This is a genomic window from Rhodococcoides fascians NBRC 12155 = LMG 3623 (genome assembly GCF_001894785.1).
GTDB lineage: Bacteria > Actinomycetota > Actinomycetes > Mycobacteriales > Mycobacteriaceae > Rhodococcoides > Rhodococcoides fascians.
The window spans coordinates 157,324-183,729 of record NZ_BCWW01000008.1 but is presented as its reverse complement, the minus strand read 5'-3'; the positions used below and the strand labels follow the sequence as shown (position 1 = coordinate 183,729).

Here is a 26,406-nt window from a genome sequence, read left to right as displayed (position 1 = left end):
TCTCGCCGCCGCCCGGTTCAGCGCCGCGCCGCGTGCGCGGTATCGAGCACGATCTGCGCGACGGCAGCCGCAGCACCCTTGTGACCGGCTCCTGCCGCAGCACGGGACATCGCGGCGATGCGCTCGGTGTCGGCCACCAAAGCGACGACCGTGTCGGTCACGTACTGCGCGCTCAGCGTCGCGTCGGCTACCAGGATGCCACCTCCGGCGTCGACGACGGGACGGGCATTGAGCTCCTGCTCACCGTTGCCGTGCGGTAGAGGCACGTACACGGCAGGAAGCCCGGTCGCGGAGACTTCGGCGACCGTCATGGCACCGGACCGGCAGATCGCGAGATCGGCCGCCGCGTAGGCCAGGTCCATCCGGTCGATGTAGGGCACTGCGACGTACGGAGCATCCGGATTGCTCTGCTCCACGTCCAGTGTGTTCTTGGGACCGTGTGCGTGCAGAACCGAGATGCCGGCGGCGGCAAGGGCGGCCGAGGCACCGGACACTGCGTCGTTGAGTGAACGCGCGCCCTGTGAACCGCCGAACACCAGCAGCACCGGCCCGTGTTCGGGCAGACCGAAATGAGCGCGAGCCTGCGACCGCATCGCTGCGCGATCGAGACCGGTGATGGTGGGCCGCACCGGAATTCCGATCACTTCTGCATCCTCGGACCCCGGTGCAGAGATACCAGATCCGGCGACGGCGGCAAGGACTCGTTCGGCGCTGCGTGCACCGACCTTGTTCGCGATGCCGGCGCGGGCATTGGCCTCGTGAATGATCACCGGAATACGGCCGCCGCGACCGAGAAGTCGACCGCGGGCAGCGAGATACGCAGGAAGCGCGACGTAACCGCCGAAGCCGACCAGTACATCGGCCTCGACCGCAGCGAAGATCTCCCGGGTTCGACGCACCGACCGTGCGACCCGAACCGGTAACTTCACCAGGTCGAGAGTGGGCTTGCGAGGCAGCGGCACGGGCGGTATCAGTTCCAGCGCGTAGCCGCGGGCGGGTACCAGTGTCGTTTCGAGCCCCCGGCTGCTGCCGAGGGCGGTGACGGTGACGGTGGGGTCGAGCTCGCGCAGGGCGTCGGCCACGGCGAGCGCGGGCTCGATGTGTCCGGCGGTTCCGCCTCCGGCCACCACCACGGATATCGGCCTCGATGTCTGCTTCACCGTCGATATCCTCGCTCACCCGAGCGGACCGGCGGACGACCGGGTTGCGGTTCCGGACGCGGCCGATACGGCGACCGTGGTCCGGCGGCGTACCCGCTGCCGGTGTCTCGGCGTTGGGGCTCGGCACGGCGGGCGTGGCCACGGGGTGCGTTCCTGGCCGACCCGTTGGGGCCGGCCGTGTCCACCCGTGAACTCGACACCCGGGTACGTCCGGGCTCGGGTGACCGTGCCCCGCGGCCGTCCTTGTTCTTGCGGGACTCGAGACGTGTGCGATCCTGCGCCGCCAACGTGGGACGGGTGGATTTGGAGCGTGCCATCGCGGCCCGCTTCGGTGAGAAGACAGCAGGCAGCGGCAATCTCAGAGCTCGGGCGATACGACCCTCTTGCCCGGCGTGCAGCGCGGCGATGGCTTCCGGTTCGTGTCGGGCCGCACTGGCGATGATCCCGAACATCAACAGCGTGATGGCCGTGGACGTACCGCCGTAGGACACCAGCGGCAGCTGCAGACCGGTCACCGGCAGCAGCCCGACCACATAGCCGATGTTGATCATGGCCTGACCGAACACCCAGCACGTTGCGCCTGCAGTCAACAGACGCAGGAACGGATCGACCGACCGCATCGCGATGCGTAGGCCGGTGTAGACGAAGAGACCGAACAATCCGATGACGGCAAGGCAGCCGATCATTCCGAGCTCCTCGCCGATGATCGCGAAGATGAAGTCGTTGTGCGCGTTGGGGAGGTAGCTCCATTTCGCGCGACTCTGTCCCAATCCGCGACCGAAGAGTCCGCCGTCGGCCAAGGAGTACTTGGCCTGGGTGGACTGATACGACAGACCCTGGGTGTCCTCCCCCGGGTTGAGCCAGGCCTTGACGCGGTTCGAGCGGTAGCCGGCGGTGAACGCGAGCACGGTCGCCAGAGCCAAACCGGTCACCAGGACTGCTCCGAACAGCCGGGCGTTGAGGCCGGCGAACCACAGTAGTGCGACGAGAATGATGCCCAGGGCGATCGCGGTACTGAGGTTGGGCTGGAGCACGACGAGCAGACACATGAGCAGGCCCGCAGGCAGCAACGGCACCAGCAGCGACTTGATGTTGCCGTGCTCGCTGCGACGGGAGGCCAGCAGGTGCGCTCCCCACAGAACCAACGCGACCTTCGCCAGCTCGGACGGCTGGAACGAGACGACACCGAAGTCGAACCAACGCCGTGCGCCCTGACGCTCGGCACCGATACCGGGGATCAACACCAGCATCAACATCGTGATCGAGACCAGGAAGAGCGGGAACGACAATTTGCGCAGGTATCGCACCGGCAGCCGAAGCGCCGCATAAAACGCGACCACACCCAGTGCGACACCGATCAGCTGTTGCGTGAACAGCGCGTAGCCGGACTCGTCGGCTGCGAACGATTCGGCCGACGACGCGGACAGCACCATGACCAGTCCCAGCACGGTGAGCAGCACCGCGATCGTGACGATGAGGTGGAACGACGCCAGCGGCCGACCGAACCACAGTCCGATTCGGGTGCGCGGCGTGGTGGTGCGACGAGGTGGACGCGCCGGTCGAGCTGCGGTGGTCACGATCGCGGCGATCCGAGGGCGGCGATGTCGAGGCGCTCGACGGACTCGGCGAAGCTTCGGCCGCGGTGGCCGTAATCGACGAACATGTCCAACGACGCAGCCGCGGGGGCCAGCAGGACGGTATCGCCGGAGGCGGCGAACCCCGCAGCGTGGTCGACGGCCGCTCGCATCACCGCATCTGCATCTTCAGCCTCATGAGTCACACCAGCATCGTCTCCCGAAGGGAGCCTGACGACCGGAACATCGGGGGCGTGTCGCGCCAAAGCCTCTGCGATCTGCATCCCATCGCGGCCCAACACCACCGCAGCCACGAGCCGATCGGCGATCTCGACGACCAGATCGTCGATCACCGCACCCTTCAACAACCCGCCCGCGATCCACACGACCCGATCGTGCGCGAGGATCGACGAGCGCGCGGCATGCGGATTCGTCGCCTTGGAATCGTCGACGAACGTCACCCCACCGAGCTCACGCACCACTGCGGCCCGATGCGGTCCCACCCGGTACGTCCGCAATCCGTTTCGGACGGCCTCGGCGTCGACACCGATCGATCGCGCCAACGCAGCCGCGGCCAACGCGTCGAGCACACCGGACGGGCCACTCGGTTCCACCTCGTCGGCCCGGAGCAACTCGACGTTGTCCCCGAACGCACGGTCGACGAGCATTCCCGCCCGCACTCCCAGCTCGCCCGCGGCGGGTTCGTTCAGGCGGAAACCGACGACCGTCGCTGCCGGTGCCCCCGCCCGCAGACCGGCCGCCACCGCGTCGTCGAGTCCGACGACCCCGACGTCCCCGCTCAACGCGCGCGCCTTGGCCTGGACGTACCCGTCCATGCCCCCGTGCCAGTCCAGATGGTCCTCGGCGATGTTGAGCACCACCCCCGCCGCGGGACGAACCGACGGTGCCCAGAACAACTGGAAGGACGACAGCTCGACCGCGAGTACGCGCGGATGCGGGGTACCGCGCAACGCGTCGGCGATGGGGAGGCCGATGTTTCCGCAGGCGACGGAGTCGATTCCGGCAGCGTCGAGGATCGACGCGAGCATCGAGGTGGTGGTCGTCTTACCGTTCGTACCGGTGACAACCAGCCAACGAGCGCGCGGGCCGTACACCTCGGCGCGGTCGAGATGCCACGAGAACTCCACGTCGCCCCACACCGGGACGGCGTGGTCGGCGGCCGCAGCCAGCACCGGAGAGTCCGGCCGGAACCCGGGACTGGTGACGACGAGCGCAAAGGCCGCGATCGCGTCCGGATCGGCGAGCAGATCGTCCTGAACCACCACGGCAGCACCGAGCGCCGACGCCTCGTCGAGCGCAGCTCGGTTCGAGTCGGTGACGGTCACGAGTGCGCCGAGGTCCAGCAGTGGGCGTACGACGGCCAGCCCGGAGATGCGCGCACCGGTGACCAGCACCGAACTATCGCGCAACCAGGACAGATGGGTCGAGGCTTCGGTCATTGCCTAACCGCCCACAGCCGCGAGGTATTCGCTGTAGAACAGTGCCAAGCCGACGGCCGACGCGATCGCGGCGAGCAACCAGAACCTGATGATGACCGTCGTCTCGGCCCAACCGGCCAACTCGAAGTGGTGATGGAACGGGGCCATTCGGAACACGCGTCGCCGACTCGACCGGAACACTGCGACCTGGATGACGACCGACGCTGCTTCGGCGACGAACAACGCGCCGATGACCACCATGATCAGTTCGGTCTTGGTGACCACGGACAGTCCTGCGATCAGGCCGCCCAGAGCGAGGGATCCGGTATCGCCCATGAAGATCTTGGCGGGCGCGGCGTTCCACCACAGGAAACCGATGCAGGCACCGGCCGCCGACGCGCACACCAGGGCCAGGTCGAGAGGGTCGCGTACGTCGTAGCAACCCGGCGCAGGACCGGCCGGTCCTGCACACGCCTGCCGGTACTGCCAGAAGGTGATGACGGTGTACGCCCCGAGGACCAATGTCATGGACCCGGCCGCCAGGCCGTCGAGGCCGTCGGTGAGATTGACCGAGTTGGACCACGCGATCACCAGCAGACAGACGAAGAACACGAAGACAGCAGCCGACATCGACCACGTTGCGATGTCGCGCACATACGACAGTTGAGTGCTGCCCGGAGTCAATCCGTCGTCACTGCGAAACTGCAGGACCAGGATGGCGAACAGCACCGCCGCGGTGATCTGGCCGACGTATTTGCCGGTGGCGTTCAGACCGAGGTTGCGCTGTTTACGAATCTTGATGAAGTCGTCGAGAAAGCCGACGAGGCCGAGCACGGTGGTCAGGCCGAGTACGAGTAGAGCCGAGGCCGACGGCCCCTCGGCGTCGTATCCGATGCCGATCAGGTGCGAGCCCAAGTAGCCGGCCCAGATCCCGACCAGGATCGCCACGCCGCCCATGGTGGGAGTACCGCGCTTGGACTGATGGCTCGCCGGGCCCTCGACCCGGATCTCCTGGCCGAAGCCCTGTTTCGAGAAGGTCTTGATGAGCACGGGAGTCAGCAGAATTGCGACTGCAAGTGCGATCCCTCCGGCGAACAGGATCTGTCTCACTGCTCGCCCTCCGACGGTTCGGCCAACAGGGCGTCGGCCGACGGTTCGGCCAACAGGGCGTCGGCAACGGTCCACATCGCGCCCGACTGCGAGGCCTTGACCAGAACGATGTCGCCGGCGCGAACCTCGTCCTCGAGCACGGCGATGGCGGTCTCGCGGTCGGGTACGAGCATCGATTCCTCGCCCCAGGACCCTTCCATGACGGCGCCCTGATGCAGCGCACGCGTGGGCCGACCCGAATCGACGATGATCAACCGATCGACGTCCAGGCGGACGGCGAGCCGACCGATCGCATCGTGCTCCACCACCGATTCGCCGCCGAGCTCGCCCATCTCCCCCAGCACCGCCCAACTGCGCCGCTTCGGCCCGTCATCACGCCGCGACATCGACACCAGCGCCTTGAGGGCGGCCCGCATCGAATCGGGATTCGCGTTGTACGAGTCGTTGATGACGGTGACGCCGTCCGCGCGGGTGCGTACATCCATCCGGCGGATCGAGGTGGGTACCGCGGTCGAGAGCGCTTCGGCAACCTGGGCCACGCCGGCCCCGCACTCGAGCGCGACGGCCGCGGCAGCCAGGGCGTTGCCCACCTGATGTTCACCGTGCACCGCCAGGGTGATGTGCGCCGAGCCTGCCGCACACACGAGCGTGAACGACGCCCGCGCATCGGTGTCGACCACGACGTCGACAGCCCGGACGTCGGCGTCCGCGTTGAGTCCGACGGTGACGACGGCCGCCTTCGTGCGTGTCGCCATCTCGGCGACCAGACGATCGTCGATGTTGAGGATCGCCACGCCGCCGTCCGCAGCAGCGGGCAATGCCTCGACCAGTTCGCCCTTGGCCAGCGCGATGGCGGCACGTGAACCGAACTCGCCGAGGTGCGCGGTTCCGACATTGAGAACCACCCCGATCCGGGGCGGCGCGAGCCTGGCGAGTTCGGCGATGTGGCCGATTCCCCGGGCGGACAGCTCGAGGGCGAGGAAGTCGGTATCGGAGTCGGCCCGCAGAGCAGTCCATGGATGCCCGAGTTCGTTGTTGAACGATCCGGGTGGGGCCACCACGGATCCGAGCGGACGCAGCACAGCCGAGATGAGATCCTTCGTCGACGTCTTGCCCGACGACCCCGTCACGCCCACCACGGTCAGGTCGTGGTGCGCGGTCAGTTCGAGCACCGATTCCCGGGCCAATGCACCGAGCGCGGTCAGCACCGCAGCGCCGGCCCCCTCCGGGTCGTGTTCGAGTGCCATCGCACGGCTCGCGTGCGGCGCCGGCCGAACGACGACAGCCGGGACGCCCACCGGACGCGCCGCGAGAACGACAGAAGCGCCTGCGGCCACGGCGTCGGCCGCGTGCTCGTGGCCGTCCACCTTGGCACCGGGCAGGGCGAGAAAGACACTGCCGGGTGTGACCTTGCGTGAGTCGAACTCCACCGGCCCGGCGACCAGCACCGTCGGGTCCGCCACGTCGTGCAGTTCGCCGCCGACGATCTCGGCGATGCGAGCGATCGAGAGCGGTATCACCGTGCGCCTGCGCTCGTGGTGACCAGTCGTGCGTCGATGGCCGATGCGAGTACCACTCGGTCGTCGAACGGATACTTCACCCCCGCCACCTCCTGGCCCGTCTCGTGTCCTTTACCTGCGATCAACACAACGTCCCCCTCACGTGCCCACGCCACGGCTTGTTCTATCGCCGCTGCGCGGCCTTCGACATTTCGTACTTCGCCACGAGCGTCGTCGGGCACCGACAGTGCACCGTCTTCGACGGCATGCCGTATCGCGGCCGGATCCTCACTGCGCGGATTGTCGTCGGTCACCACGAGCAGATCGGCACCGCGCGCTCCGGCCGCACCCATCAGAGGGCGCTTGGCGGTGTCTCGATCCCCGCCGGCACCCAACACGACGGCGATACGTCCACGGGACGACTCTCGCAGAGTCGCCAGCACCGCTTCGACCGCAGCGGGCTTGTGGGCGTAGTCGACCACCGCGAGGAAGTCCTGGCCACGATCGATTCGTTGCACTCGACCGGGCACGTCGACGGTCGCGATTCCGGGCGCCGCCGTCGCGGCATCCACGCCTGCCGCTTCGCAGGTCGCGAGCGCGAGCACGGCGTTGGCGACGTTGTAGCGACCCGGCAGACGCACCGACACCGGCAACGACGTTCCGTTCGGATCGGCAACGGTGAACGACTGCGTTCCGTCGTCGTGCTTGGCCCACTCGGAGACGGTCCACTGCGAGTCGGCACCGGTGGACACCGTGACGACCGTGGATCCGGCCGACCGGGCGATATCGGCCATCCGCACTCCCCAGGCATCGTCGACGCACACGACCGCTGTGTCTGCCCGTACCGGCGAATCGACCCCGAACAGCCGGCTCTTGGCCAGAAAGTAGTCCTCGAGCGAGTCGTGGAAGTCGAGATGATCCTGGGACAGGTTGGTGAACGCGCCGACCGCGAAGTCGGTGCCGTCGACTCGGCCGAGGGACAACGCATGGGAGGACACTTCCATCACCACGGTGTCGACTCCGGCCTCGACCATGACGGCGAAGAGCGCATGCAACTGCGGAGCCTCGGGGGTGGTGAGAGCGCTCGGTACGTGCTGGCCCACTACGCGGGTCTCGATCGTGCCGATCAGTCCGCAGCGGCGGCCGGCGGTTGTCAGGCCGGCCTCCACGAGGTACGCGGTCGTCGTCTTGCCCGACGTGCCGGTGATTCCGACGACCGTCATCTTCGACGACGGATTGCCGTACACGAGGGCGGACACGGTTCCGAGCACCTGGCGTGGTCGGTCGTGCACGAGGACAGGAACATGGCGATCGGCGGTGGCGAGGACGCCGCGGACGACGTCGGCACCGGATGGGTCGGTGAAGACCGCCGCTGCACCCCGCTCGATCGCGTCGGCGGTGAACTCGGCTCCGTGCCGAGCGGATCCGGGTAGCGCGGCGAAGAGATCGCCGGGACGAACGGACTGCGCTCGCAGATCGATTCCGGTGACCTGCACTCCGTCGAGGTGTCCCCACTCGATCGTTGCACCGACAGCGGACGCCACGTCGGATACGTCGGTGTGCGGCGGATTCGCCGGCCGAGACCCCGGAGCGGGTTGTGAATCCGATGACACAGTCACTCCTGCTCCCTTCCTCTGTACTTCCACCGCACACTGCGTCAGCTCGAACACGCTGCGGTGGCTGATCGACGAACACGCCTCGAGCCGATGTGTCAGATTACCGGCGACCGTGATCGGCATGCTGCCGCCCCGATTCCCAGACTGGAAGATTCGGGCCTCAGTCGGCCTGAAGAACCAACTTGGGGCCCGGGTCTGCGGACATCGGAACACTGTCGCGCTGCAACAGCCAGCTGGCGATGTTGTGGAACAGCGGTGCGGCCGACTGCCCTCCCGAGCCGTCGGCGCTGCGGGACGGCGCGTCCAGCATGATCCCGATCACGTAGCGAGGATCGTCTGCCGGAGCGATACCCGCGAACGTGATCCAGTACTTCGAGTTCGAGTAGCACTTGCACTCGGGATCGACCTGCTGGGCCGTGCCGGTCTTACCACTGATCTGGTAGCCCTCGACACCTGCGGCGACTCCGGTACCGCGCTGATTTCCAGTGTCGTCCTGGGTGACCGACCGGAACATGTTGCGGACCGTCTTCGCCGTATCGGGACTGACCACGTACACCCCGTCGGGTCGCGGCGTCTCGGTTCGTTCGCCGTTGGCGTCCACCGTTGCCGCGACGATCCGCGGCGGGATGCGCACACCGTCGTTGGCGATCGCCTGGTACATCCCGGTCATCTGCAGGAGCGTCATCGACAGACCCTGCCCGATCGGCAGGTTGGCGAAGGTACCGCCCGACCACTGATCGCGGCTGGGCACGCTGCCTGCGCTCTCGTTGGGGAGGCCGACGTCGCTGCGCTGGCCCAGGCCGAACTTGTTCAGCATGTCGGCATACCGATCCTCGCCGACACGTTGAGCCAGCATCAGAGTCCCCACGTTGGAGGACTTACCGAACACTCCGGTGGAGGTGTACGGCGCAACTCCGTGTTCCCAGGCGTCCCGGACCGAGACACCGGACATGAAGATGTTGCCCGGTACCTGCAGCACCTCGTCGGGTGTGGTGAGCCCGTACTCGATAGCGGCTGCAGCAGTGATGATCTTGTTGACCGAACCGGGCTCGAACGGCGTCGTGACGGGCAGATTGCCCATCTCCTTGGTCCGTTCGTTGTTTCCGACGCCGATTCCGGGGTTGAAGGTGTTGTCGTTCGACATGGCCAGCACTTCGCCGGTGTGCGAATCCTGAACGTAGGCAGACGCATTCTTGGCCCCGGACAGATCTTTCGCCAGCTGCACCTGCTGCTGTACGTAGTACTGCAGGTCCGCGTCGATGGTCAGTTCCACGTTCGAGCCGTTGACCGCGGGCTGCTTGTCGCGCCAGCTGCCGGGAATGACGGCCCCGTCGGAACCGCGATCGTAGGTCTGCGATCCGTCGGTACCGGCGAGCGTGGCGTCGAGCGAATCCTCGAGCCCGAGCAGGCCGTGTCCGTCCCACCCGGTGGCCCCGACGATGTTCGCGGCGAGCGAGCCACCCGGGTACTCGCGGATGTCCTGACGTTCGAGCCCGACCTGCTTGAATTCCTTGCTGATGTTCGACGCCACGGTGGCGTCCACACCCCGTGCCAGATAGGTGAATTCGTCGTTGCTCTTCAGTTTCGCGAGCAGATCCTTCTTGCTGACGACGTCACCGAGATCGCTGTGGATCCGCTCGGCGATGTCGTCGAGGTACTTGTCGGTTTCCGGCTTCGTCGGATCCTTCGCGCGTGCCTCGTCGAGTTCTCTACGAACCCGGACCGGCTGGAACGTCAGCGCTTTCGCTTCCATGGTGAAAGCGATCGGGTTTCCGTTGCGATCGAGGATCGAGCCGCGCATCGCCGGATCGACGAGGGTGGTGGTGCGCTGCGAGGCGGACTCGGCCGACAGTGTCGGCGCATCGAATCCTTGAATCCAGAGCAACTGTGCCGCGACGACCGCCAAAGCCACGTACATCAAGATGCGGCCCGTACCGTGCCGAAAACGAAATGTGGACGAGTCCAAACGCTTTCGTCCCGGCCGCGCTCGATCTGCGGGCCGGGGACGTGACGCAGGCGACGGCCTGGTCACTGCTCGTCACCGGAGGATTCGCCGGGGGCGGGAGCCGAGGGGGTGCTCATGGGAACCAATTGTTCAGCAAGCGCGGCAGTTCCGGCACCATTGGGCGCACTCGGCGTGGCGGCACGGGTGTCACCTGCGCCCGTCGGCCTGGTGGGCTGCGACGCACTCCTCGGAGTCTGCGACTGCGCCGACTGTCGTGCGGGATTCTGTGTCGACGCACTCGGAACCGAGCCCTCCCCCGAGCCGGTGGCGGGAGGCGGATCGAGGGGTGCAACCGGCGCACCGTCGGCGGGAGCGGGCGTGCCGACGACCTGCACACCGCCCTCGGGGGCTACGACGAGGCGGGCGGGGTTCTTGGCGGGGACCATTCCGATCGCGGCGGCTTTGCGCGCGAGCTCGGGCGCAGATTCCGCGAGCTCGACGTCACGCTGCAAGGAGGCACGCTGTTGTGCGAGCTCGGCGTTGACGGCCTTGGCGGCACTGAGGTCGTAGGAGTCGCCCGCCGAGCGCGTCGTCAACAACAACGTCAAGCCGAGCCCCAGGGCAAGCAGACCGATGACCAAGGCTACGAACGGGATTCGAGCCGCAATGGCACTGCCGTTGAGCGTCGGACGAAGTGAGGCCGCTGAACCGCGAGCAGAATCCGACGTATGTATCGAGGCACGCTGCTGCCTGCGCTCGTAGGCGCGCAATGCGGCTCCGGACCGACCACCGCGGCCGGCCCGCTCGGGTCGAGTAGCCGGAACCCGATTGCGTTGTGTTCCAACAGTTGTGCCTGGAACCGTCATTCCGCTCTCCTTGCAATCCGTTCGGCGGCGCGCAACCTCACCGGGGCCGAGCGTGGGTTGACTTCGATTTCCTCGTCCGAGGCGCGTTCCGCACCTCTGGTCAACAGCCGAAATTCCGGACCCATCCCGGGAAGTTCGACCGGCAACCCCTCGGGACTTCGAGACTTGATCCGAGGGGCCAACTCCTGCTTGACAACTCGATCTTCGAGCGACTGATACGACATGAAGACGACGCGGCCGCCGACGGCCAAGGCGTCGAGTCCGGCCGGCACCGCGGCTTTGAGCGAATCGAGCTCCCCGTTGACCTCGATACGCAGCGCCTGGAAAGTTCGCTTTGCCGGATGCCCACCGGTGCGGCGAGTCGCGGCCGGTATTGCGGCATACAGCAATTCGACCAACGGGCCGCTCGTCGTGAACGGCGTGTGCTCACGTCGCCGCAGAATTGCGGACGCGATCTTGCCTGCGAACCGCTCTTCTCCGTAGGTGCTGAGCACGCGAGCGATATCGCCGTGCGAGTACGTATTGAGCACGTCGGCTGCCGTGATGCCCTGCGTCGGATTCATCCGCATGTCCAGCGGTGCATCGACGGAATACGCGAAGCCGCGGTCCGACTCGTCCAGCTGCATCGACGACACTCCGAGGTCGAACAGGATGGCGTGAACGGAATAGGTCGCGGGAAGTCCGGCCTCGTCTAGGGCGGCGGCAATGCCCTCGTATGTGGTGTGCACCAGAGTCGTTCGATCCGAGAACGGGGCCAGTCTGGCACCCGCCTTGTCGAGCGCGTCAGGATCGCGATCGAGTCCGATGAGGTGCAGACCGGGATACTTCCGTAGAAAGTGTTCGGCGTGACCGCCGAGTCCGAGCGTGGCGTCGATCATGACCCGAGTCGTGTCGGGGTCGTCCGCCGATTCCACTGCGGGCCCAAGAAGCTCGTCGGCACGCTCGAGTCGAACGGGGACGTGGATCGGGCCGCCGGAGCGACGGTGAGTGCGGTCGGCGGACGCGTCGTTCTCGTCCGGCCCGGCTCCCTCCGTCATGGTCCCTCCCGGTTGCGTATACGTACTTCTCGCCCGGGTCCGGGCCCTGCGGGTCGTCCATTGCGGCCGGTGCGAATGCTTCGAGGTCCCTGTCCGATAGGGAACCTGGCGTTGGGGAAGAACGTCAGGGTCCTGATCTGCGAAACCTGGCGTTGGGGAAGAACGTCAGGGTTCTGATCGGGCAGAGGCCTCGCTGCACTCGCAGCCGGCCTCGGTGGTCTACAAGATCCCTCCGAGGGATTCGTCGAACGCGTCGGAGAAATCCTGCTCGTTCTCGGCGGAGTAGCGGGCCCAGGCTTCGTCGTTCCAGATCTCGATGAAGTCCATCGATCCGATCACCACGCAGTTGCGTTCGAGTCCCGCATACCGACGGTGCTCGGGACTGATGGTGATACGGCCCTGTCCGTCCGGCCGCTGTTCGTCGGTTCCCGAAAAGAACTGGCGCACATAGGCACGGGCTTTGGGGTTGGCACGAGAGGCCGCCGTCAACTTTCGAGAACGCTCTGCGAAGTCTGCCGCGGTGTAGACAGCAAGGCTGAAATCCTGCCCCTTGCTCACCATGACACCTCCCGCAAGCGCGTCCCGAAACTTGGCCGGCAACGTGAGTCGACCCTTGTCGTCGAGCTTCGGCGTGTAGGTACCGAGAAACACTCGCCACCTCCAGCCTCGACTCTCCGCTGCGGACCACTTTACCCCACTCTCCCCCACTTCGAACCATTCACAGCCCGAAAACTTTGTGGACAACCACATATCCGCAGCTCAGACGCAAGAAGATTGCCCGTTCAGGTTGCCGCGTTCGACGTCGGCCCTGATCTGGCCGACGCAATCCCCCGGGGCGCGCGGCGTCGCGAGCAGGCACTTTGTGCGACAACCCGCCTGACAAGCGCAGCTGGACCCTGAAAGTGGGGACTGGGTGGGGTGAAGTGGGGACAATGGCGGCTGTGGGGGGAAGTGGGGAGTTCGCCCCGGAACCACCACCCGGGAACCACCGCACGGGAACGATCGCCCCGCGTCGTCGCTGGGGCGCACTTGATCGAGCACGCCGCGCGACAGGGGCTACGGAATGCTCGCCGTATCGAAGAGCCGTGGAACGACAGCAGCACCTCACCCGAGGGTGAGGTGCTGCTGTCGAATCGGTGAAGTTGTGGTGGGTGACCGTCAGGCCCAGGGAGATCCGGACGGCGGAGTCATATCACTCCTGATCGAACCGCTTACGAAAACGGTCTTCCATTCGAGAGGTGAAGCTGCCGCCCTTGCGGCCACCACTCGATTTCGGCTGAGCACTACGACCTTGCGTGCCGGCTCGGTCGCTTGCGCTACCTTCTTCGCCGGTCGCGGCAGCTCCCTTCTTGGAGCCGCCGAACAAGAACAGTGCCCCGGCACCGAACATGAAGAGAAAGCCGATGAGGCTGACGACGAGAAAACCCAGACTGTTCGTCGACAGTGCTACACCGGCGACGAGCAACACGAGTCCCACGACGAACAACGCGGCAGCCTGAAAACGCCTCTTGCTCGACGCCGCGCGAACGCGACCGCCCCTCACATGGGACGCGAATTTGGGATCCTCGGCGTAGAGAGCGCTCTCGATTTGATCGAGCATGCGCTGCTCGTGCTCGGAGAGTGGCACGGTACCTCCCCCTGCACAGATAATGAGAGTCGTTTCGGTTCAGAAGCGACGGGAAGCTGACCTTGGCGGCTACCTACTGACGATGATACGAGCTGAATCGGCCGCTTACCACCTACTCGCACTATGTGTTCCTGAGAAACGACCAAGTTTTCGAGACGGACGTCTCGGAAACACTTGTCGAACACCGTGTGACGTGGCCGTTCACGTCCGTTCGAACTCGAGGAATCGACGCGGCGGGCTATGCGGACAGCGGTGCCGCCATCGGATCGACGGGCTGGAACCTCGACTGACCGCCCAACCGGTCCTCGACCGCGTTCAGAAAACGACTGACGTGTCGATAGAAGTCGTCGGCGTCGACGTCTCCGACAGCGGACGAGGCACCCGCCTCGACTGCCGCGCGGGTTGCGGAGAAGGACGAGAAGTACTCGGACCAGATCGCCAGATCCGGCGCAGCCTTCGCCATCAGAACCCAGGCGTTGCGTGAACGTGGCCGCGAGCCGATCGAATTGGGCAGCGATGCCAGGACTGCGGCAGCACCCTTGAGTGCGGCGATGTAGCTTCCGAGGAAGCGGTCCCCCGCATCGCGCTCACCGATGGATTCGGACAGCAACGCATCGGCTCGACCGAGCAGGACCTGCGCCTGACGCGACACCGGCGACCGCACGCCGACATCGAATGTCTTCGTCATCGTCATACTCGAACACCTCCAGTTCGAATCTCCGGGCGCGCTACCGACACGCCTGGAACCGTGATGAAGCCTTACAGTCGAACTCCGGGAGAATCCGCCTCGTTCGTCGAGGTGATCCACCGGCGCGCTCGGCCCCGATCATCGAACACCCGTTCGACACATTCAATATAGCTGTGCCCACCGACAAGTTGCCGAAGAAAGGGTGAGAACCGTCGTCACCGATGCGCAGACAACCCCCTACGTGGTCGATCTGACGCCCCAGGAATTCCGTCGGCGCTTGTTCGAAGCTCTGGCGATCTACGTCGAGGCCATGGGATATCCCCGCGGAACCGAGCACAGCCGCGCACCGATGTGGACGGAGCATCTGCACCGGCCGGGCTGGCGAGCGGTGGGAGCCATGGTGCCCAATCCCGACAAGACGCAGCCGGACACGCTGGTCGCCGTTGCGTACGGGTATCACGGCGCGCACCATCAGTGGTGGCATCAGCAGGTCCGCGACGGATTGCGCCGCGCCGGACACTCGACACAGCACGTCGACGCCACCCTCGGCGACTACTTCGAACTGACCGAATTGCACGTACTACCGAGCGCGCAAGGACACGGACTCGGCGGGCGTCTCTGTCGCAGGCTGCTCGACGGTGTTCGAGCGCACTCTGTGATGTTGTCCACACCCGAGGTCGCGCAGGAGGACAACCGCGCCTGGCGGTTGTATCGACGGCTCGGCTTCGAGGACGTACTGCGGCACTTCACGTTCGCCGGCGACCGGCGCCCCTTCGCGGTGCTGGGCCGCCGGTTGCCGCTCGACGGGCCCGTAGCCTGAAGGTGTGATCGATGCTGTGGTGGTGGGCTCCGGCCACAATGCCCTGACTTCTGCCTGCTACCTGACCGATGCCGGAATGTCGGTGGAGATCGTCGAACGCGACACCGTCGCGGGCGGTGCGGTGTCGACGGTGGAGCGCTTCCCCGGCCATCGAGTCGACCGCGGCTCGTCCGCGCACATCATGATCAGGCACACCGGGATCGTCGAAGAGCTCGGACTCGAGGAGTTCGGGCTGCGCTACATCGACTGCGATCCGTGGGCATTCGCCCCGGGCGACGTCGACACCGCCGAACGCGCCATCGTCTTCCATCGCAGCCTCGATCGAACGTGCGAGTCCATCGCTGCCGCCTGCGGGCCCGTCGATGCGCGCGCCTACCGTTCCTTCGTCTCGGTGTGGGGTCCGCGCAGCGAACGCACCATGCGCGCATTCGGTGGGCCGCCCACCGGGTCCAAACTGCTCCGATCCTTCTGGGGACTCGGTGCGCCCGACGGCGGCAGCGCGCTCTCGCGCGAGTTTCTTGCCACCGGCGATTCCCTGCTGGACGAAATGTTCACGAGCGAGCGACTCAAGGCTGCGCTGGCATGGTTCGGAGCGCAGTCCGGCCCGCCGATGTCCGAGCCCGGCACCGCCCCGATGGTCGGGTTCGCGGCTCTGATGCACACGCTCCCACCGGGCCGCGCCGTCGGCGGTAGCGGCGCACTGACCGAGGCGATGATCGCCCGGCTGCACCGGGACGGGGCAGCGCTGACGCTCGGCGATGCCGCCGTATCGCTGACGCGTCGCGCGCACGGCTGGACGACGAGGACCGCGTCGGGACGGGAGATCGACAGCACGATCGTCGTGGCCGGGTGTCACATCCTGACCACGCTCGACCTGCTGGCGGAGGGCGGACACGACGCGGCGCAGCTGGCCCGGTGGCGCTCCACCATTCGGGTGGGTCCGGGGATCGGTACCGCGGTTCGGTTGGCCACCGACGCGCTGCCGCAGTACCCGAGCGCCGACTGCATCGAGGACGGTACCCACGGTCTCGCGCTGCTCGTCCGCGACCGCGCGCAATTGCGGTTGGCTCACGGGCACGCTCTCGCCGGGGAGCTGCCGCCGAAACCCGCTGTTCTCGGCATGTCGTTCAGCGCCCTCGATCCGACGATCGCGCCGCCGGGTCAGCATCAGATCTCCCTGTGGTCGCAGTGGCATCCGCACACTCTCGCCGATGGCCGCCGGTGGCGCTCGAACGTACCGGGGCAACGTTCTTTGGCCGAGGTCGAGGGTGATCGAATCGTCGCCGAGCTCGATCGCTACGCCCCTGGATTCGCCGCGTCGGTCCTCGATCGGTACGTACAGTCGCCGCCGGACATCGAGCAGGAACTCGGACTGATCGGAGGCAACATCATGCACCTGGACATGTCACTGGACCAGATGATGATGTGGCGTCCTCATCCCCAACTGGCCGGCCACCGCGTTCCCGGAGCAGACGGTCTCTATCTCACCGGCGCGTCGACTCACCCGGGAGGCGGCGTCACAGCGGCCAGCGGCCGTTCGGCGGCGAGAATCGCACTCGCGGACGCACGCGCGGGGCGTCGTCGCGCATTCTTCAGCAGGAGACGAGCATGAAGATTGCCCCGACGGTCTTCGCGATCGGTGCCGTCGCCGCCCAGATCTGCTATCCGCTCGTATCGGGTTCGACGCGGGACGCGGTGACCATCGCGGTGGTCGCGCTACTCGCGCTGGCGTCGATCGCGCACGCCGTGCTGTACCGCGGAAAGCTGTGGGCGGCGGCTCTCGTGATCCTGACTGCAGGAACGGGATTCGTGTCCGAGCTCGTCGGCACGGCCACCGGGTTTCCCTTCGGCGAGTACTTCTACGCGCAGAATCGACTCGGCCCCAGCCTGTTCGAGGTCCCCGTGGTGGTTCCACTCGCCTGGACGGCGGGGTTCTATCCGATCTGGTGCGCGGTCACGTTCATCGTCGGCCATCTCGGTGCGACACGGCTCCGAGCGTCTGCATTCCGAATCGCCGCAGTCGCCGTCGGGATGGTGGGCTGGGACCTGTATCTCGATCCTCAGATGGTCACCGACGGCCAGTGGACCTGGACGTCCGGTGCCGTCGGACTGCCGGGTGTGTCGTCGATCCCGTTGACCAACTACGCGGGTTGGCTGTTGGTGGCGACATTGATGGCCGCAGTCATGGAAGCGGTGAACCGCGTGGTGGCCCCGCGCGCGTCCGACGACGTCGTTCCCCTCGGGCTGTTCCTGTGGACGTGGCTGGGTTCGGCGCTCGCGCACGCGGTGTTCCTCGACGGCCCCGAACTACGATTCTCGGCCGTCTACGGATTCGTCGTCATGGGTAGTGTCGGAATCCCGTTGCTGTGGATCGCACGTCGTCGCGGATCTCTACGTAGCCGACACGCACCGATGGCAACCCCTGCCGACTGACACCGACGCGACGCCCTGGCACGATGTCGCTGTGCAGTCGACATCACGAACATCCGCTCGTACCCGCCGACGCCGAGTTCTCTCGGTGCTCGCCCTGACGCTGCTGGTCGCGCCGATGCTGGCCGGCTGCTTGCGGGTCCAGGTCACGATGGGTGTGTCGGCCAACGACCGGGTGGCGGGTCAGATCGTCGCGGCGACGGTCCCCACCTCCGACACCGACACCGGCCCCGAACTCGTGGTGCCCTCCTCGATCGAGGACAAGGTCCGCGTCGAGCCGTACAACCAGGACGGGTACGTCGGGTCGCAGGCCATCTTCGACGACCTCTCGTTCGGTGATGTTCAGACACTCGGTTCGATCTTCCAGAACGCGGCCGGATCGTTTCAGCTGACCCTGCAGCGTTCGGGCGACACCGTGACGCTCGCCGGTAACGCCGACCTGTCGTCGGTACCGGTCCAGGGGTCCGACGTGCAGTTCACTATTGCATTTCCCGCCCGTATCGGGACCACCAACGGCACTCGCGAGAGCGACAACTCGATCTCGTGGAAGCTGCCGGCAGGCGAAGTCACCTCGGTGCGTGCCGAGGTCAACTACCCGGACCCCAACACTCGTAGCTTCGCCGGCTGGGCGGGCATCGTGGGCGGCGTGACCGTCGGAGTGGCCGCTATCGTCGGTGCCATGGCCTGGGTGTCGCGGAACCCACCGTTGGGCAACCGTCGTAAGCGCGCTGCCGAGACGGGCGAGTCGAACGACCGAACGTCGGTGTGATCGCCCCCATCTCGTCCCGCACGACAGATCTCGCCGAATGACGGTCCTGACCCGGGCGACTCGGGCGACTGCCGTTCTCGCCTCCACCTCCGCTGCCGTCGCGGTGTTCAATGCGCTGTTCGTGCCGGGTTTGCGTCGACCGAGCCGTGACGTCACCGAACGGGTCGCAGTGTGCATCCCCGCGCGCAACGAAGTCGACACGCTGCCTGCGTTGATCGGCGATCTCACGCGTCAACGATTCTGCACCGACCTGCAGGTCGTCGTCCTCGACGACGATTCGACCGACGGAACGGCAGCCGCTGCCGTCACCGCGGCGAACGGCGATCCGCGATTCCGCGTCGTGACCTCCCACGCGTCGCCGCCGCCCGGATGGACGGGTAAAGCCGCCGCGTGCGCCGAACTGGCCGACTCGGTCGACGTGGATACGACGATCGTCATGTTCGTCGACGCGGATGTCCGGCTCGAACCCGAGGCCCTCGCCGCCGCGGCGAGGAGGTTGCGCCGCCGCGGCGACGCTCTGATGTGCCCCTGGCCCGAGCAGGTGGCGGGTGGTCTCGCCGAACGCCTCGTTCAACCGCTGCTCGCGTGGTCGTGGATGTCGACGCTGCCCGTGCCGGTCGGCAATGCGACGCTGCTGCCGTCGATGGCCGTCGCCTGTGGGCAGTTCATGGCGTTCGATGCCGCCGCGTATCGCGTCGTCGGCGGCCACAGCTGCGTCGCGTCGAGTGCCACCGAGGATCTGGACATCGCGCGTGTCCTGCGTCGACGCGGGTTCTCGACGTCGGTTGCCTCCGGTGCCGGGTTCGTACGGTGCCGGATGTACCGCTCGGCCGCCGATGTTCGGGCGGGTTACAGCCGGTGGCTGTGGAACGAGTTCGGTGGGCCCGTCGGTTCGGCCACGGCTGCCCTTGCGCTGAGTACGGTCTACCTGTTGCCGCCGGTCGCGGCAGTCTTCGGTTCCGGTTCGACGCGGCGACTGGGTGTCGTCGGTTACCTCGCCGGGACCATCTCGCGCGTGGCATCTCGTCGGCGCGAGTCGGGACCCCGATTCGGCGCTCGCGACGTCGTCGACGCCGCGGTGCACCCGCTGTCGATTCTCGCCTTCGTGGGGCTCGTTGCGGAATCCCACGTGCGACGACGCCGCGGCGCGCTGAGTTGGAAGTCGCGTCCGATGCCGACGTCGTAACGCCGATCGCAAGTCAGACGCGCGCGGCTGCCAGCCCCAGGTTGCTCAGGACCTCACGTGTCGCGCGCGCGAAATTCAACGTGATGAAGTGCAGCCCGGGCGCACCTTCCGCGATGAGCCGCTCGCCGATGTTCGTGGCGAGCTCGATACCCACCTCTCGAACCGCGGCCTTGTCTTCCTCGGCTCCGGATCCTGCTGCGCGAGTGAACTTCTCGTCCAGATGCGACGGCAATGTCGTGCCCGAGAGCTCGAGCATCCGGCGCACCGAACGCAGCGAGGTGATGGGCATGATCTCGGGGATGATCGGCTTGGCACCCTGCTCGGGGTCGTATGCGCTGACGCGATCACGCAGCCGCAGGTAGTCGTCCACGTCGAAGAACATCTGCGTGATCGAATACTCCGCTCCCGCACGCAGCTTCCCGACGAGGCACCTGGTGTCCTGCTCGAGATCGTCGGCGCGGTGATGGCCTTCCGGGAACGACGCCACTCCGACGTGAAAGTCGCCCAGTTCGCGGACCATGCGCACCAGCTCTTCCGCGTACTCGACTCCCTCGGGATGCTTCTCCCACTCGCCGAGTGGATCGCCCGGGGGGTCACCGCGAAGAACGAGGATGTTGGTGATGCCGCGGTCGGCGTACGACCCGACCATCGAGCGCAACTCGGCGACACTGTGCGACACGGCAGTGAGATGCGCCACTGGCAGCAGAGTCGTCTCCTCGGCGATCTGACCGGTGACGCGCACCGTTCGATCGCGGGTGGAACCACCTGCGCCGTACGTCATCGACACGAACGCGGGCTGGAGTTGCTCGAACTCTCGCACTGCTCGCCACAACCTGGCCTCGGCAGCCTCGTCGCGCGGGGGCGAGAACTCCACCGAGAACGGGATCCTCGCTTCGGGTTCGGTCCGCAATCGGTCGACGATCGACGGCGTCCTCGTCACGAATCCTCGGCTCGACCGCCCCCTGACGGAATCTTCGCTCACCCGAAGATCATAGGTTGCGCTGCGCCGCCGGCCCGCTGGGCATCCCCCGACGGCGTAGTTCGCTGCTCGTCGGTGCCGGGTTCGGGTGCCTATTACTGTGGGACTGTAACGCGTCTTTCCCACGAAGACCTTGGAGGATCGTCCTGTCCGGAGACCTGTCCGCGCCCACCAACTCTGTGTCCGTGAATGCGACGTCGCTACGGGATTCCGTCGATGCGAAGCTCGCGGAGTTCTTCGCCTCGCGTCGTGCGGTCGTCGACAGCGTCGGCGGTGGCTACCCGGCCGCAGTGGCCGACCTCGAGGCGTTCGTACTACGCGGCGGCAAGCGCATGCGCCCAGCCTTCGCGTGGACCGCGTGGCTCGGCGCGGGCGGTGAGCCCACCGGGGACCGCGCCGACGCAGTACTGCGTGCGTGCTCGGCACTCGAGTTGATCCAGGCCTGCGCATTGATCCACGACGACATCATCGACTCGTCCCGCACCCGCCGAGGCTTTCCGACCGTGCATGTCGGCTTCGCTCAGCGACATCGCGATGCGGGGTGGTCGGGCTCGGCAGATCACTTCGGTGTCTCCGCTGCCGTTCTCGTCGGCGACCTGGCGCTGTGCTGGGCCGACGACATGCTGCGCGAGTCGGGTATCGACACGGACGCGGCGCGGCGGGCGCAGCCCGTGTGGTCCGCGATGCGTACCGAGGTGCTCGGCGGTCAACTCCTCGACATCGAGGCCGAAGCCGGGACCGACGAGAGCGTCGCGGCAGCCATGCGCGTCAACCGGTACAAGACCGCCGCCTACACAGTCGAACGCCCGCTGCACCTCGGGGCCGTTCTTGCCGGGGCCGGCGAACCGCTGACTGCGGCGTACCGCAGCTTCGGTGCCGACATCGGCATTGCCTTCCAGCTGCGCGACGACCTGCTCGGCGTGTTCGGCGACCCGGAGATCACCGGCAAACCGTCGGGTGACGACATCACCGAGGGCAAGCGCACGGTGCTCATCGCCGTCGCCTTGCAGCAAGCGGATGCGAGCCGTCCCGATCACGCGGCGAGGATTCGAGCCAGTCTCGGTACCGAGCTCAGCGAGAGCGAGGTCGCCGACATCCGATCGATACTCACCGAACTGGGCGCCGTCGACGCCGTCGAACGGCAGATCGACGAACTGGGCACCCGGGCCGTTGCCGCGCTGGACGACAGTTCCATCGATCCGATCGCCGCCGAACACCTTCGTGCCATGGCCACCGCCGCCATCCAACGGCAGTACTGAAAGAGAGCGTCATGTCTACGATCCGAACCGTTCCCGGCCGCACCGACTCGGTCGTCGTCGTGGGAGCTGGATTGGCCGGCCTGGCCGCGGGGCTCCACCTGCTGGGCGCAGGCAAGAAGGTCACGATCGTCGAGCGCGACGACACCGTGGGCGGCCGGGTGGGGGTGTATCCGGTGACCGACTCCGACGGAACGCATCTCTACGACATCGACAACGGTGCGAGCGTACTCACGATGCCGAACCTGGTGCTCGAAGCGTTGGCCGCCGTGGGTGCCGACTTCGAGTCCACGACGCCGCCGATTCGGCTGACGTCCCTGTCGCCGTCGTACCACACGCGGTACGCCGACGGCACGTCCATCGACGTCTACTCGGACCCGGAGGCAATGGCCGCCGAGGTCGAGCGGACCTGCGGTACGGCCGAGGCGCAGGGCTACCGCGATCTTCGGCGCTGGCTCGCCGACATCTTCGACGCCGAATTCGACCGCTTCATCGACTCGAACTTCGATTCGCCGCTGGACCTCGTGGGATCCAAGGCCGCGATCACCGATACCGCAACGCTGACGAAGCTGGGCGGCTTCGGTCGCCTCGGGCCACGGGTCGATCGTTTCCTGAAGGACACCCGTCTGCGCCGAGTGTTCACGTTCCAGGCCCTCTACGCCGGCATGGCACCGCAGAAGGCGCTGGCCGTCTACGGTGCGATCGCACACATGGACACCTCCCTCGGGGTGTTCTTCCCCGAGGGAGGCATGGCGGCTATCGGCCGGGCCATGGCCGACGCGTTCGTGACGGCGGGCGGCACGCTCGAACTGGGCACCGACATCGTCGACATCACCGTCGACCGCGGCCGTGCCGATGCCGTCCTCACTGCCGATGGACGTCGAATCGCTTGCGACGCATTGATTCTCACCGCCGACTTGCCCGTCGTCGATCGCCTGCTCGATCGCGCCGCGGTGTCGAAGAAAGGCAGGCGCAACGGGTACGGCGTCGTGTCGCCGTCCGCCGTCGTGGCCCACGGAACGGTTCCGGTCGAACTCACGGCGTCGTGGCCTGCGCGGGCGCACCACACCATCGACTTCGGCGACGAATGGGCCGAGACCTTCCGCCGGATCACCGCCCGCTCCGGCAAAGGATCTCTGATGGCCGATCCGTCACTGCTGATCACGCGGCCGTCGGTGAGCGATTCGGGCCTCGAGGTCGTGCGCGACGGGGTCCGCAGCGAGCCGGTCTCGATCCTTGCCCCGTGCCCCAACCTCGACAGCGCTCCCCTCGCCTGGGCCGAACTGGCTCAGCCGTACCTCCGAGAGATTCTGGCGACGCTGGAGGGCCGCGGATACACCGGACTCGCCGACGCTTTCGTGCTCGATCACATCGACACACCGCAGACGTGGGCGGACAAAGGCATGTTGTCGGGCTCGCCGTTCTCGTCCGCGCACGTCTTCCGGCAGACCGGGCCGTTCCGGAGAAAGAACATGGTCGCCGGCCTCGACAACGTGGTTCTCGCCGGCTCCGGAACCACTCCGGGTGTGGGCGTGCCGACCGTCTTGGTCTCAGGCAAACTGGCGGCAGAACGGGTGACAGGGCCGCAAGGGCGGTAGGTTCGTCCGACCGACTGCGTCGACCAACTAAGCTGAGCGCGATCGTTTGCCGGTCGCGATCTTTGCTGCGACCATGATCCTTCGGCCGACAGCGAGAACGCGTCGGCGCGGAGCCACATCTCGACACACACGACTCGCAGCAGCAGAGGAGGAGCAGGCGGCAATGTCTTCGGTTTCGTCGCACTCCACCTCCGAAGGGCGCTCGTCGGACGGGTCTGCACCCATGCCTGCGCGGCATCCGTCGAGACTGACGACCACCGGAAACTTCCTGCGAAGCCCCGAGGGCAAAGCAGCGATCCTCGGGGTTCTCGGTGCGGTCTGCATCATGTTCGGTGGATTCGGCGCGGGCAGCGTGCGCCGTCGTGACCCTCTGCTCGAAGAGATGCATCTGTCGTGGCTGCGATTCGGCCACGGCTTCGTGATGTCGACCGTCATCGTCTGGGCCGGTGTGTTGTTGATGATCACCGCCTGGGTCAGGCTCGGCCGAGCCACGCTGCACGGCCGCACCACGGTGGGCGAGCTCCGGTGGATCGTGCCCGCATGGACGGCACCGCTGCTGCTGTCGGTGCCGATGTTCAGCCGCGACGCTTACTCGTACCTCGCTCAAGGTGCGTTGCTACGGGACGGCTTCGACCCGTATGCCGTTGGGCCCGTGGCCAATCCGGGAATCCTGCTCGACAACGTCAGCAACGTGTGGACCACGACCACTGCCCCGTACGGGCCACTGTTCCTACTCCTCGGTCGCGGCATCACGAGCCTGACCGGTGACAATGTGATCGCCGGAACCATGCTGCTTCGCCTGACCATGCTCCCCGGGCTCGCTCTGATGATGTGGGCCGTCCCGCGACTGGCCACCCATCTGGGCGGGCGCGCCACGACGGCGGTGTGGCTCGCCGTGCTCAATCCCCTGGTGCTGATCCACCTCATCGGCGGAGTGCACAACGAGTTGCTCATGGTCGGCCTGATGACCGCGGGCATCGTGCTCGCGCTCGAGCGTCGCCACGTGGCCGGCATCGCGCTGGTGGCGATCGCTGTGGCCATCAAGGCAACTGCCGGTCTCGCTCTGCCGTTCCTGGTGTGGATCTGGATGCTGCACCTCCGCGACAAGGCGCGCGAAGAAGGCCGCACACCGCCTGCACCGATTCTGGCGTTCACGAAGACCGCGGGCATCGGAGCGTCCGTTTTCGTCGCGGTGTTCGCCGTCGCGTCTGTGATCGCCGGAGTCGGCATCGGCTGGCTCACGGCGTTGTCCGGCTCGGCGAAGATCATCAACTGGCTGTCGCTGCCGACGATCCTCGCGCATCTGGTGACCGTCAGCACCTCGTGGTTCCTCGATCTGCGTCTCGGACCGGTTCTCGACGTCACCCGGTTGCTGTGCGCGATCGCCTTGGTGGTCATCCTGGCCGGGGCGTGGTGGTTGGGCCGCCGATCCGAGCGGGACGCTGTCAAGGGCATCCTGATCGCTCTTGTCGCCACTGTCGTTCTCTCCCCCGCCGCGCTGCCCTGGTACTACTCGTGGCCGTTGGCGATCGCGGCCGGCTTTGCGTTGTCCCGCCGAACTCTGATGGTTCTCACCGGCCTGTCGACCTGGCTGATGCTGGTGTTCCAACCCGACGGATCCATCGGCCTGTACACGTTCGTGCACGTGGCCCTCGCAGTTTTCGCTGGTGTCGTTGCCGCGCTGGCGCTGACCCGAGTCGACCCGTTGCGTTTGCGATCGGACCGCTCCCGGGAACACCGTGCCGTACCCAACGCCCCCAAGACCGCGCCCGTCTCCACCGAAGACGACGCCACACCGTGAGGTCCCGCGCCATGAGTGCCCGCGTATCGAGAGAACTGACCGACATCGATCCTGCTCTGCACGAGGCGTATCGCATCTGCCGCGAACTGAACGCCCAGCACGGCAAGACCTATTTTCTGGCAACCAGACTGTTGCCCGTCGACAAGCGCGCAGCCGTGCACGCTCTGTACGGTTTCGCTCGGATGGTCGACGACATCGTCGACCTCGAGGGCACCGACATCGCGGTCGGTTCGGACGAACTGAACGCCCGCAGAATCGTCGAACTCGACATCATCGAATCCCGGGTGCGCGACGCCTTGGCCGGAAAACCGCTGTCCGACAGCACATCCGATCAGGTGTTGAGCGCATTGTGCGACACGGTCGCTCGGTACGAGATTCCCCACGATTACTTTTTCGCGTTCATGCATTCGATGCGCATGGACATCCCGGGCAGCGCGATGTTCGTCTCGCGGTACCGAACGATGGAGCAGTTGAACGAGTACATGTACGGATCGGCCGCAGTCATCGGACTGCAGATGTTGCCGATTCTCGGAACGGTGGTTCCGCGAGCCGAGGCGGAGCCGTCGGCTGCGGCGTTGGGCGAGGCGTTTCAGCTGACCAACTTCATCCGCGACATGGGTGAGGACCTCGACCGCGACCGCATCTATCTCCCGACCGACGAACTGGCGGCCTTCGGGGTCGACGAGGATCTGTTGCGGTGGTGCCGGACCACCGGCTCGGTCGATGCCAGAGTCACCCGCGCCCTCGCCCACTCGATCGCCGTCACCCGGTCGATCTACCGGACGTCGGACGCCGGGATCGACATGTTGGATCCGCGAGTGCGTCCGTCCATGCGAACGGCGTCCATTCTGTACGGCCGCATTCTCGACGAGGTCGAGGCGCAGGGCTACCGGGTGCTCTCCCAGCGTGCGACCGTGCCGCAGTGGACTCGCGCACGCGTCGCGCTGCCGCAGTTCGCCGTCACCGGCTGGAAGCGCGCCACGGTCCGCTGACGACCGCTGTTCCA

General features: G+C 66.6%; 22 protein-coding genes. 9 read left to right on the top strand and 13 right to left on the bottom strand.

Annotated features, from left to right (window positions below):
* Nucleotides 1-17: 17 nt before the first annotated feature.
* The 12 genes from murG to RFA01S_RS17785 all read right to left on the bottom strand — a co-directional run bounded on the left by murG (nucleotide 18) and on the right by RFA01S_RS17785 (nucleotide 14,561).
* The gene (gene murG, locus RFA01S_RS17840; RefSeq protein ID WP_027497344.1) at nucleotides 18-1,160 is read right to left on the bottom strand and encodes an undecaprenyldiphospho-muramoylpentapeptide beta-N-acetylglucosaminyltransferase; all 1,143 of its coding nucleotides are present in this window, start codon (nucleotides 1,158-1,160) and stop codon (nucleotides 18-20) included.
* Nucleotides 1,157-2,737 (bottom strand): putative lipid II flippase FtsW, encoded by a 1,581-nt coding sequence (gene ftsW / locus RFA01S_RS17835; protein ID WP_027497345.1) that lies wholly within the window; start codon nucleotides 2,735-2,737, stop codon nucleotides 1,157-1,159. The genes murG and ftsW overlap by 4 nt, the downstream gene beginning before the upstream one ends.
* Nucleotides 2,734-4,194, bottom strand: coding sequence for a UDP-N-acetylmuramoyl-L-alanine--D-glutamate ligase (gene murD, locus RFA01S_RS17830; RefSeq protein ID WP_032382816.1), 1,461 nt, complete (start codon nucleotides 4,192-4,194; stop codon nucleotides 2,734-2,736). The genes ftsW and murD overlap by 4 nt, the downstream gene beginning before the upstream one ends.
* A 3-nt stretch (nucleotides 4,195-4,197) precedes the next feature.
* On the bottom strand, nucleotides 4,198-5,283 hold the full coding sequence (gene mraY / locus RFA01S_RS17825; RefSeq protein ID WP_027497347.1) for a phospho-N-acetylmuramoyl-pentapeptide-transferase: 1,086 nt from the start codon (nucleotides 5,281-5,283) through the stop codon (nucleotides 4,198-4,200).
* Complete coding sequence (locus tag RFA01S_RS17820; protein WP_032382815.1) at nucleotides 5,280-6,803, bottom strand: UDP-N-acetylmuramoyl-tripeptide--D-alanyl-D-alanine ligase; 1,524 nt, start codon at nucleotides 6,801-6,803, stop codon at nucleotides 5,280-5,282. The genes mraY and RFA01S_RS17820 overlap by 4 nt, the downstream gene beginning before the upstream one ends.
* Nucleotides 6,800-8,401: a UDP-N-acetylmuramoyl-L-alanyl-D-glutamate--2,6-diaminopimelate ligase gene (locus tag RFA01S_RS17815; protein ID WP_032406827.1), complete on the bottom strand. Its 1,602-nt coding sequence runs from the start codon at nucleotides 8,399-8,401 to the stop codon at nucleotides 6,800-6,802. Before RFA01S_RS17815 ends, RFA01S_RS17820 begins: the two co-directional genes overlap by 4 nt.
* Nucleotides 8,402-8,558: 157 nt before the next feature.
* Nucleotides 8,559-10,430: a peptidoglycan D,D-transpeptidase FtsI family protein gene (locus tag RFA01S_RS17810; protein ID WP_032368105.1), complete on the bottom strand. Its 1,872-nt coding sequence runs from the start codon at nucleotides 10,428-10,430 to the stop codon at nucleotides 8,559-8,561.
* Nucleotides 10,427-11,209, bottom strand: a complete 783-nt coding sequence (gene ftsL, locus RFA01S_RS17805) for a cell division protein FtsL (protein WP_230074472.1) — start codon at nucleotides 11,207-11,209, stop codon at nucleotides 10,427-10,429. The genes RFA01S_RS17810 and ftsL overlap by 4 nt, the downstream gene beginning before the upstream one ends.
* Nucleotides 11,206-12,246: a 16S rRNA (cytosine(1402)-N(4))-methyltransferase RsmH gene (gene rsmH, locus RFA01S_RS17800; protein ID WP_027497351.1), complete on the bottom strand. Its 1,041-nt coding sequence runs from the start codon at nucleotides 12,244-12,246 to the stop codon at nucleotides 11,206-11,208. The genes ftsL and rsmH overlap by 4 nt, the downstream gene beginning before the upstream one ends.
* Nucleotides 12,247-12,465: 219 nt before the next feature.
* Nucleotides 12,466-12,897 carry a division/cell wall cluster transcriptional repressor MraZ gene (gene mraZ / locus RFA01S_RS17795; protein WP_027497352.1) on the bottom strand — a complete coding sequence of 144 codons (432 nt, stop codon included), beginning with the start codon at nucleotides 12,895-12,897 and terminating at the stop codon, nucleotides 12,466-12,468.
* 541 nt (nucleotides 12,898-13,438) lie between these two features.
* Nucleotides 13,439-13,873, bottom strand: coding sequence for an SCO2097 family morphological protein (locus tag RFA01S_RS17790; protein ID WP_027497353.1), 435 nt, complete (start codon nucleotides 13,871-13,873; stop codon nucleotides 13,439-13,441).
* Between the two features lie 238 nt (nucleotides 13,874-14,111).
* On the bottom strand, nucleotides 14,112-14,561 hold the full coding sequence (locus RFA01S_RS17785; protein ID WP_230074380.1) for an SAV_6107 family HEPN domain-containing protein: 450 nt from the start codon (nucleotides 14,559-14,561) through the stop codon (nucleotides 14,112-14,114).
* A gap of 202 nt (nucleotides 14,562-14,763) precedes the next feature.
* Here RFA01S_RS17785 and RFA01S_RS17780 point away from each other — a divergent pair, with 202 nt between their 5' ends.
* Genes RFA01S_RS17780 through RFA01S_RS17760 form a run of 5 tightly spaced genes read left to right on the top strand, consistent with a single transcriptional unit; the run spans nucleotide 14,764 to nucleotide 19,766 of the window.
* Nucleotides 14,764-15,381 (top strand): GNAT family N-acetyltransferase, encoded by a 618-nt coding sequence (locus RFA01S_RS17780; protein ID WP_027497355.1) that lies wholly within the window; start codon nucleotides 14,764-14,766, stop codon nucleotides 15,379-15,381.
* A gap of 4 nt (nucleotides 15,382-15,385) precedes the next feature.
* Nucleotides 15,386-16,993 (top strand): phytoene desaturase family protein, encoded by a 1,608-nt coding sequence (locus tag RFA01S_RS17775; protein WP_072692129.1) that lies wholly within the window; start codon nucleotides 15,386-15,388, stop codon nucleotides 16,991-16,993.
* The gene (locus RFA01S_RS17770; RefSeq protein ID WP_032368106.1) at nucleotides 16,990-17,814 is read left to right on the top strand and encodes a carotenoid biosynthesis protein; all 825 of its coding nucleotides are present in this window, start codon (nucleotides 16,990-16,992) and stop codon (nucleotides 17,812-17,814) included. The genes RFA01S_RS17775 and RFA01S_RS17770 overlap by 4 nt, the downstream gene beginning before the upstream one ends.
* 31 nt (nucleotides 17,815-17,845) lie before the next feature.
* Nucleotides 17,846-18,580, top strand: coding sequence for an LppM family (lipo)protein (locus tag RFA01S_RS17765; protein ID WP_045841254.1), 735 nt, complete (start codon nucleotides 17,846-17,848; stop codon nucleotides 18,578-18,580).
* Nucleotides 18,581-18,617: 37 nt separating this feature from the next.
* Nucleotides 18,618-19,766: a glycosyltransferase family 2 protein gene (locus tag RFA01S_RS17760; protein ID WP_032406703.1), complete on the top strand. Its 1,149-nt coding sequence runs from the start codon at nucleotides 18,618-18,620 to the stop codon at nucleotides 19,764-19,766.
* 13 nt (nucleotides 19,767-19,779) lie between these two features.
* On the opposite strand, the gene metF is transcribed toward RFA01S_RS17760, so the two are convergent.
* Nucleotides 19,780-20,706: a methylenetetrahydrofolate reductase [NAD(P)H] gene (gene metF, locus RFA01S_RS17755; protein WP_032368108.1), complete on the bottom strand. Its 927-nt coding sequence runs from the start codon at nucleotides 20,704-20,706 to the stop codon at nucleotides 19,780-19,782.
* A gap of 185 nt (nucleotides 20,707-20,891) precedes the next feature.
* On the opposite strand from metF, the gene RFA01S_RS17750 reads away from it, so the two are divergent.
* The 4 genes from RFA01S_RS17750 to RFA01S_RS17730 all read left to right on the top strand — a co-directional run bounded on the left by RFA01S_RS17750 (nucleotide 20,892) and on the right by RFA01S_RS17730 (nucleotide 26,392).
* Nucleotides 20,892-22,004 (top strand): polyprenyl synthetase family protein, encoded by a 1,113-nt coding sequence (locus tag RFA01S_RS17750; RefSeq protein ID WP_441344190.1) that lies wholly within the window; start codon nucleotides 20,892-20,894, stop codon nucleotides 22,002-22,004.
* A gap of 11 nt (nucleotides 22,005-22,015) precedes the next feature.
* Nucleotides 22,016-23,599: a phytoene desaturase family protein gene (crtI, locus tag RFA01S_RS17745; RefSeq protein WP_174557283.1), complete on the top strand. Its 1,584-nt coding sequence runs from the start codon at nucleotides 22,016-22,018 to the stop codon at nucleotides 23,597-23,599.
* Nucleotides 23,600-23,822: 223 nt separating this feature from the next.
* Nucleotides 23,823-25,400, top strand: a complete 1,578-nt coding sequence (locus RFA01S_RS17735; RefSeq protein WP_052053202.1) for an alpha-(1->6)-mannopyranosyltransferase A — start codon at nucleotides 23,823-23,825, stop codon at nucleotides 25,398-25,400.
* Between the two features lie 11 nt (nucleotides 25,401-25,411).
* On the top strand, nucleotides 25,412-26,392 hold the full coding sequence (locus RFA01S_RS17730) for a phytoene/squalene synthase family protein (protein ID WP_032368109.1): 981 nt from the start codon (nucleotides 25,412-25,414) through the stop codon (nucleotides 26,390-26,392).
* The last annotated feature ends 14 nt before the right edge of the window (nucleotides 26,393-26,406 follow it).

What these genes read in the sequence shown, in the direction of transcription:
- RFA01S_RS17730 (WP_032368109.1), top strand. Translation starts at nt 25,412, where the DNA reads ATGAGTGCCCGCGTATCGAGAGAACTGACCGACATCGATCCTGCTCTG.
- RFA01S_RS17760 (WP_032406703.1), top strand. Translation starts at nt 18,618, where the DNA reads ATGACGGTCCTGACCCGGGCGACTCGGGCGACTGCCGTTCTCGCCTCC.
- rsmH (WP_027497351.1), bottom strand. Translation starts at nt 12,246, where the DNA reads ATGACGGAGGGAGCCGGGCCGGACGAGAACGACGCGTCCGCCGACCGC.
- RFA01S_RS17785 (WP_230074380.1), bottom strand. Translation starts at nt 14,561, where the DNA reads ATGACGAAGACATTCGATGTCGGCGTGCGGTCGCCGGTGTCGCGTCAG.
- murD (WP_032382816.1), bottom strand. Translation starts at nt 4,194, where the DNA reads ATGACCGAAGCCTCGACCCATCTGTCCTGGTTGCGCGATAGTTCGGTG.
- crtI (WP_174557283.1), top strand. Translation starts at nt 22,016, where the DNA reads ATGTCTACGATCCGAACCGTTCCCGGCCGCACCGACTCGGTCGTCGTC.
- ftsL (WP_230074472.1), bottom strand. Translation starts at nt 11,209, where the DNA reads ATGACGGTTCCAGGCACAACTGTTGGAACACAACGCAATCGGGTTCCG.
- RFA01S_RS17735 (WP_052053202.1), top strand. Translation starts at nt 23,823, where the DNA reads ATGCCTGCGCGGCATCCGTCGAGACTGACGACCACCGGAAACTTCCTG.
- RFA01S_RS17770 (WP_032368106.1), top strand. Translation starts at nt 16,990, where the DNA reads ATGAAGATTGCCCCGACGGTCTTCGCGATCGGTGCCGTCGCCGCCCAG.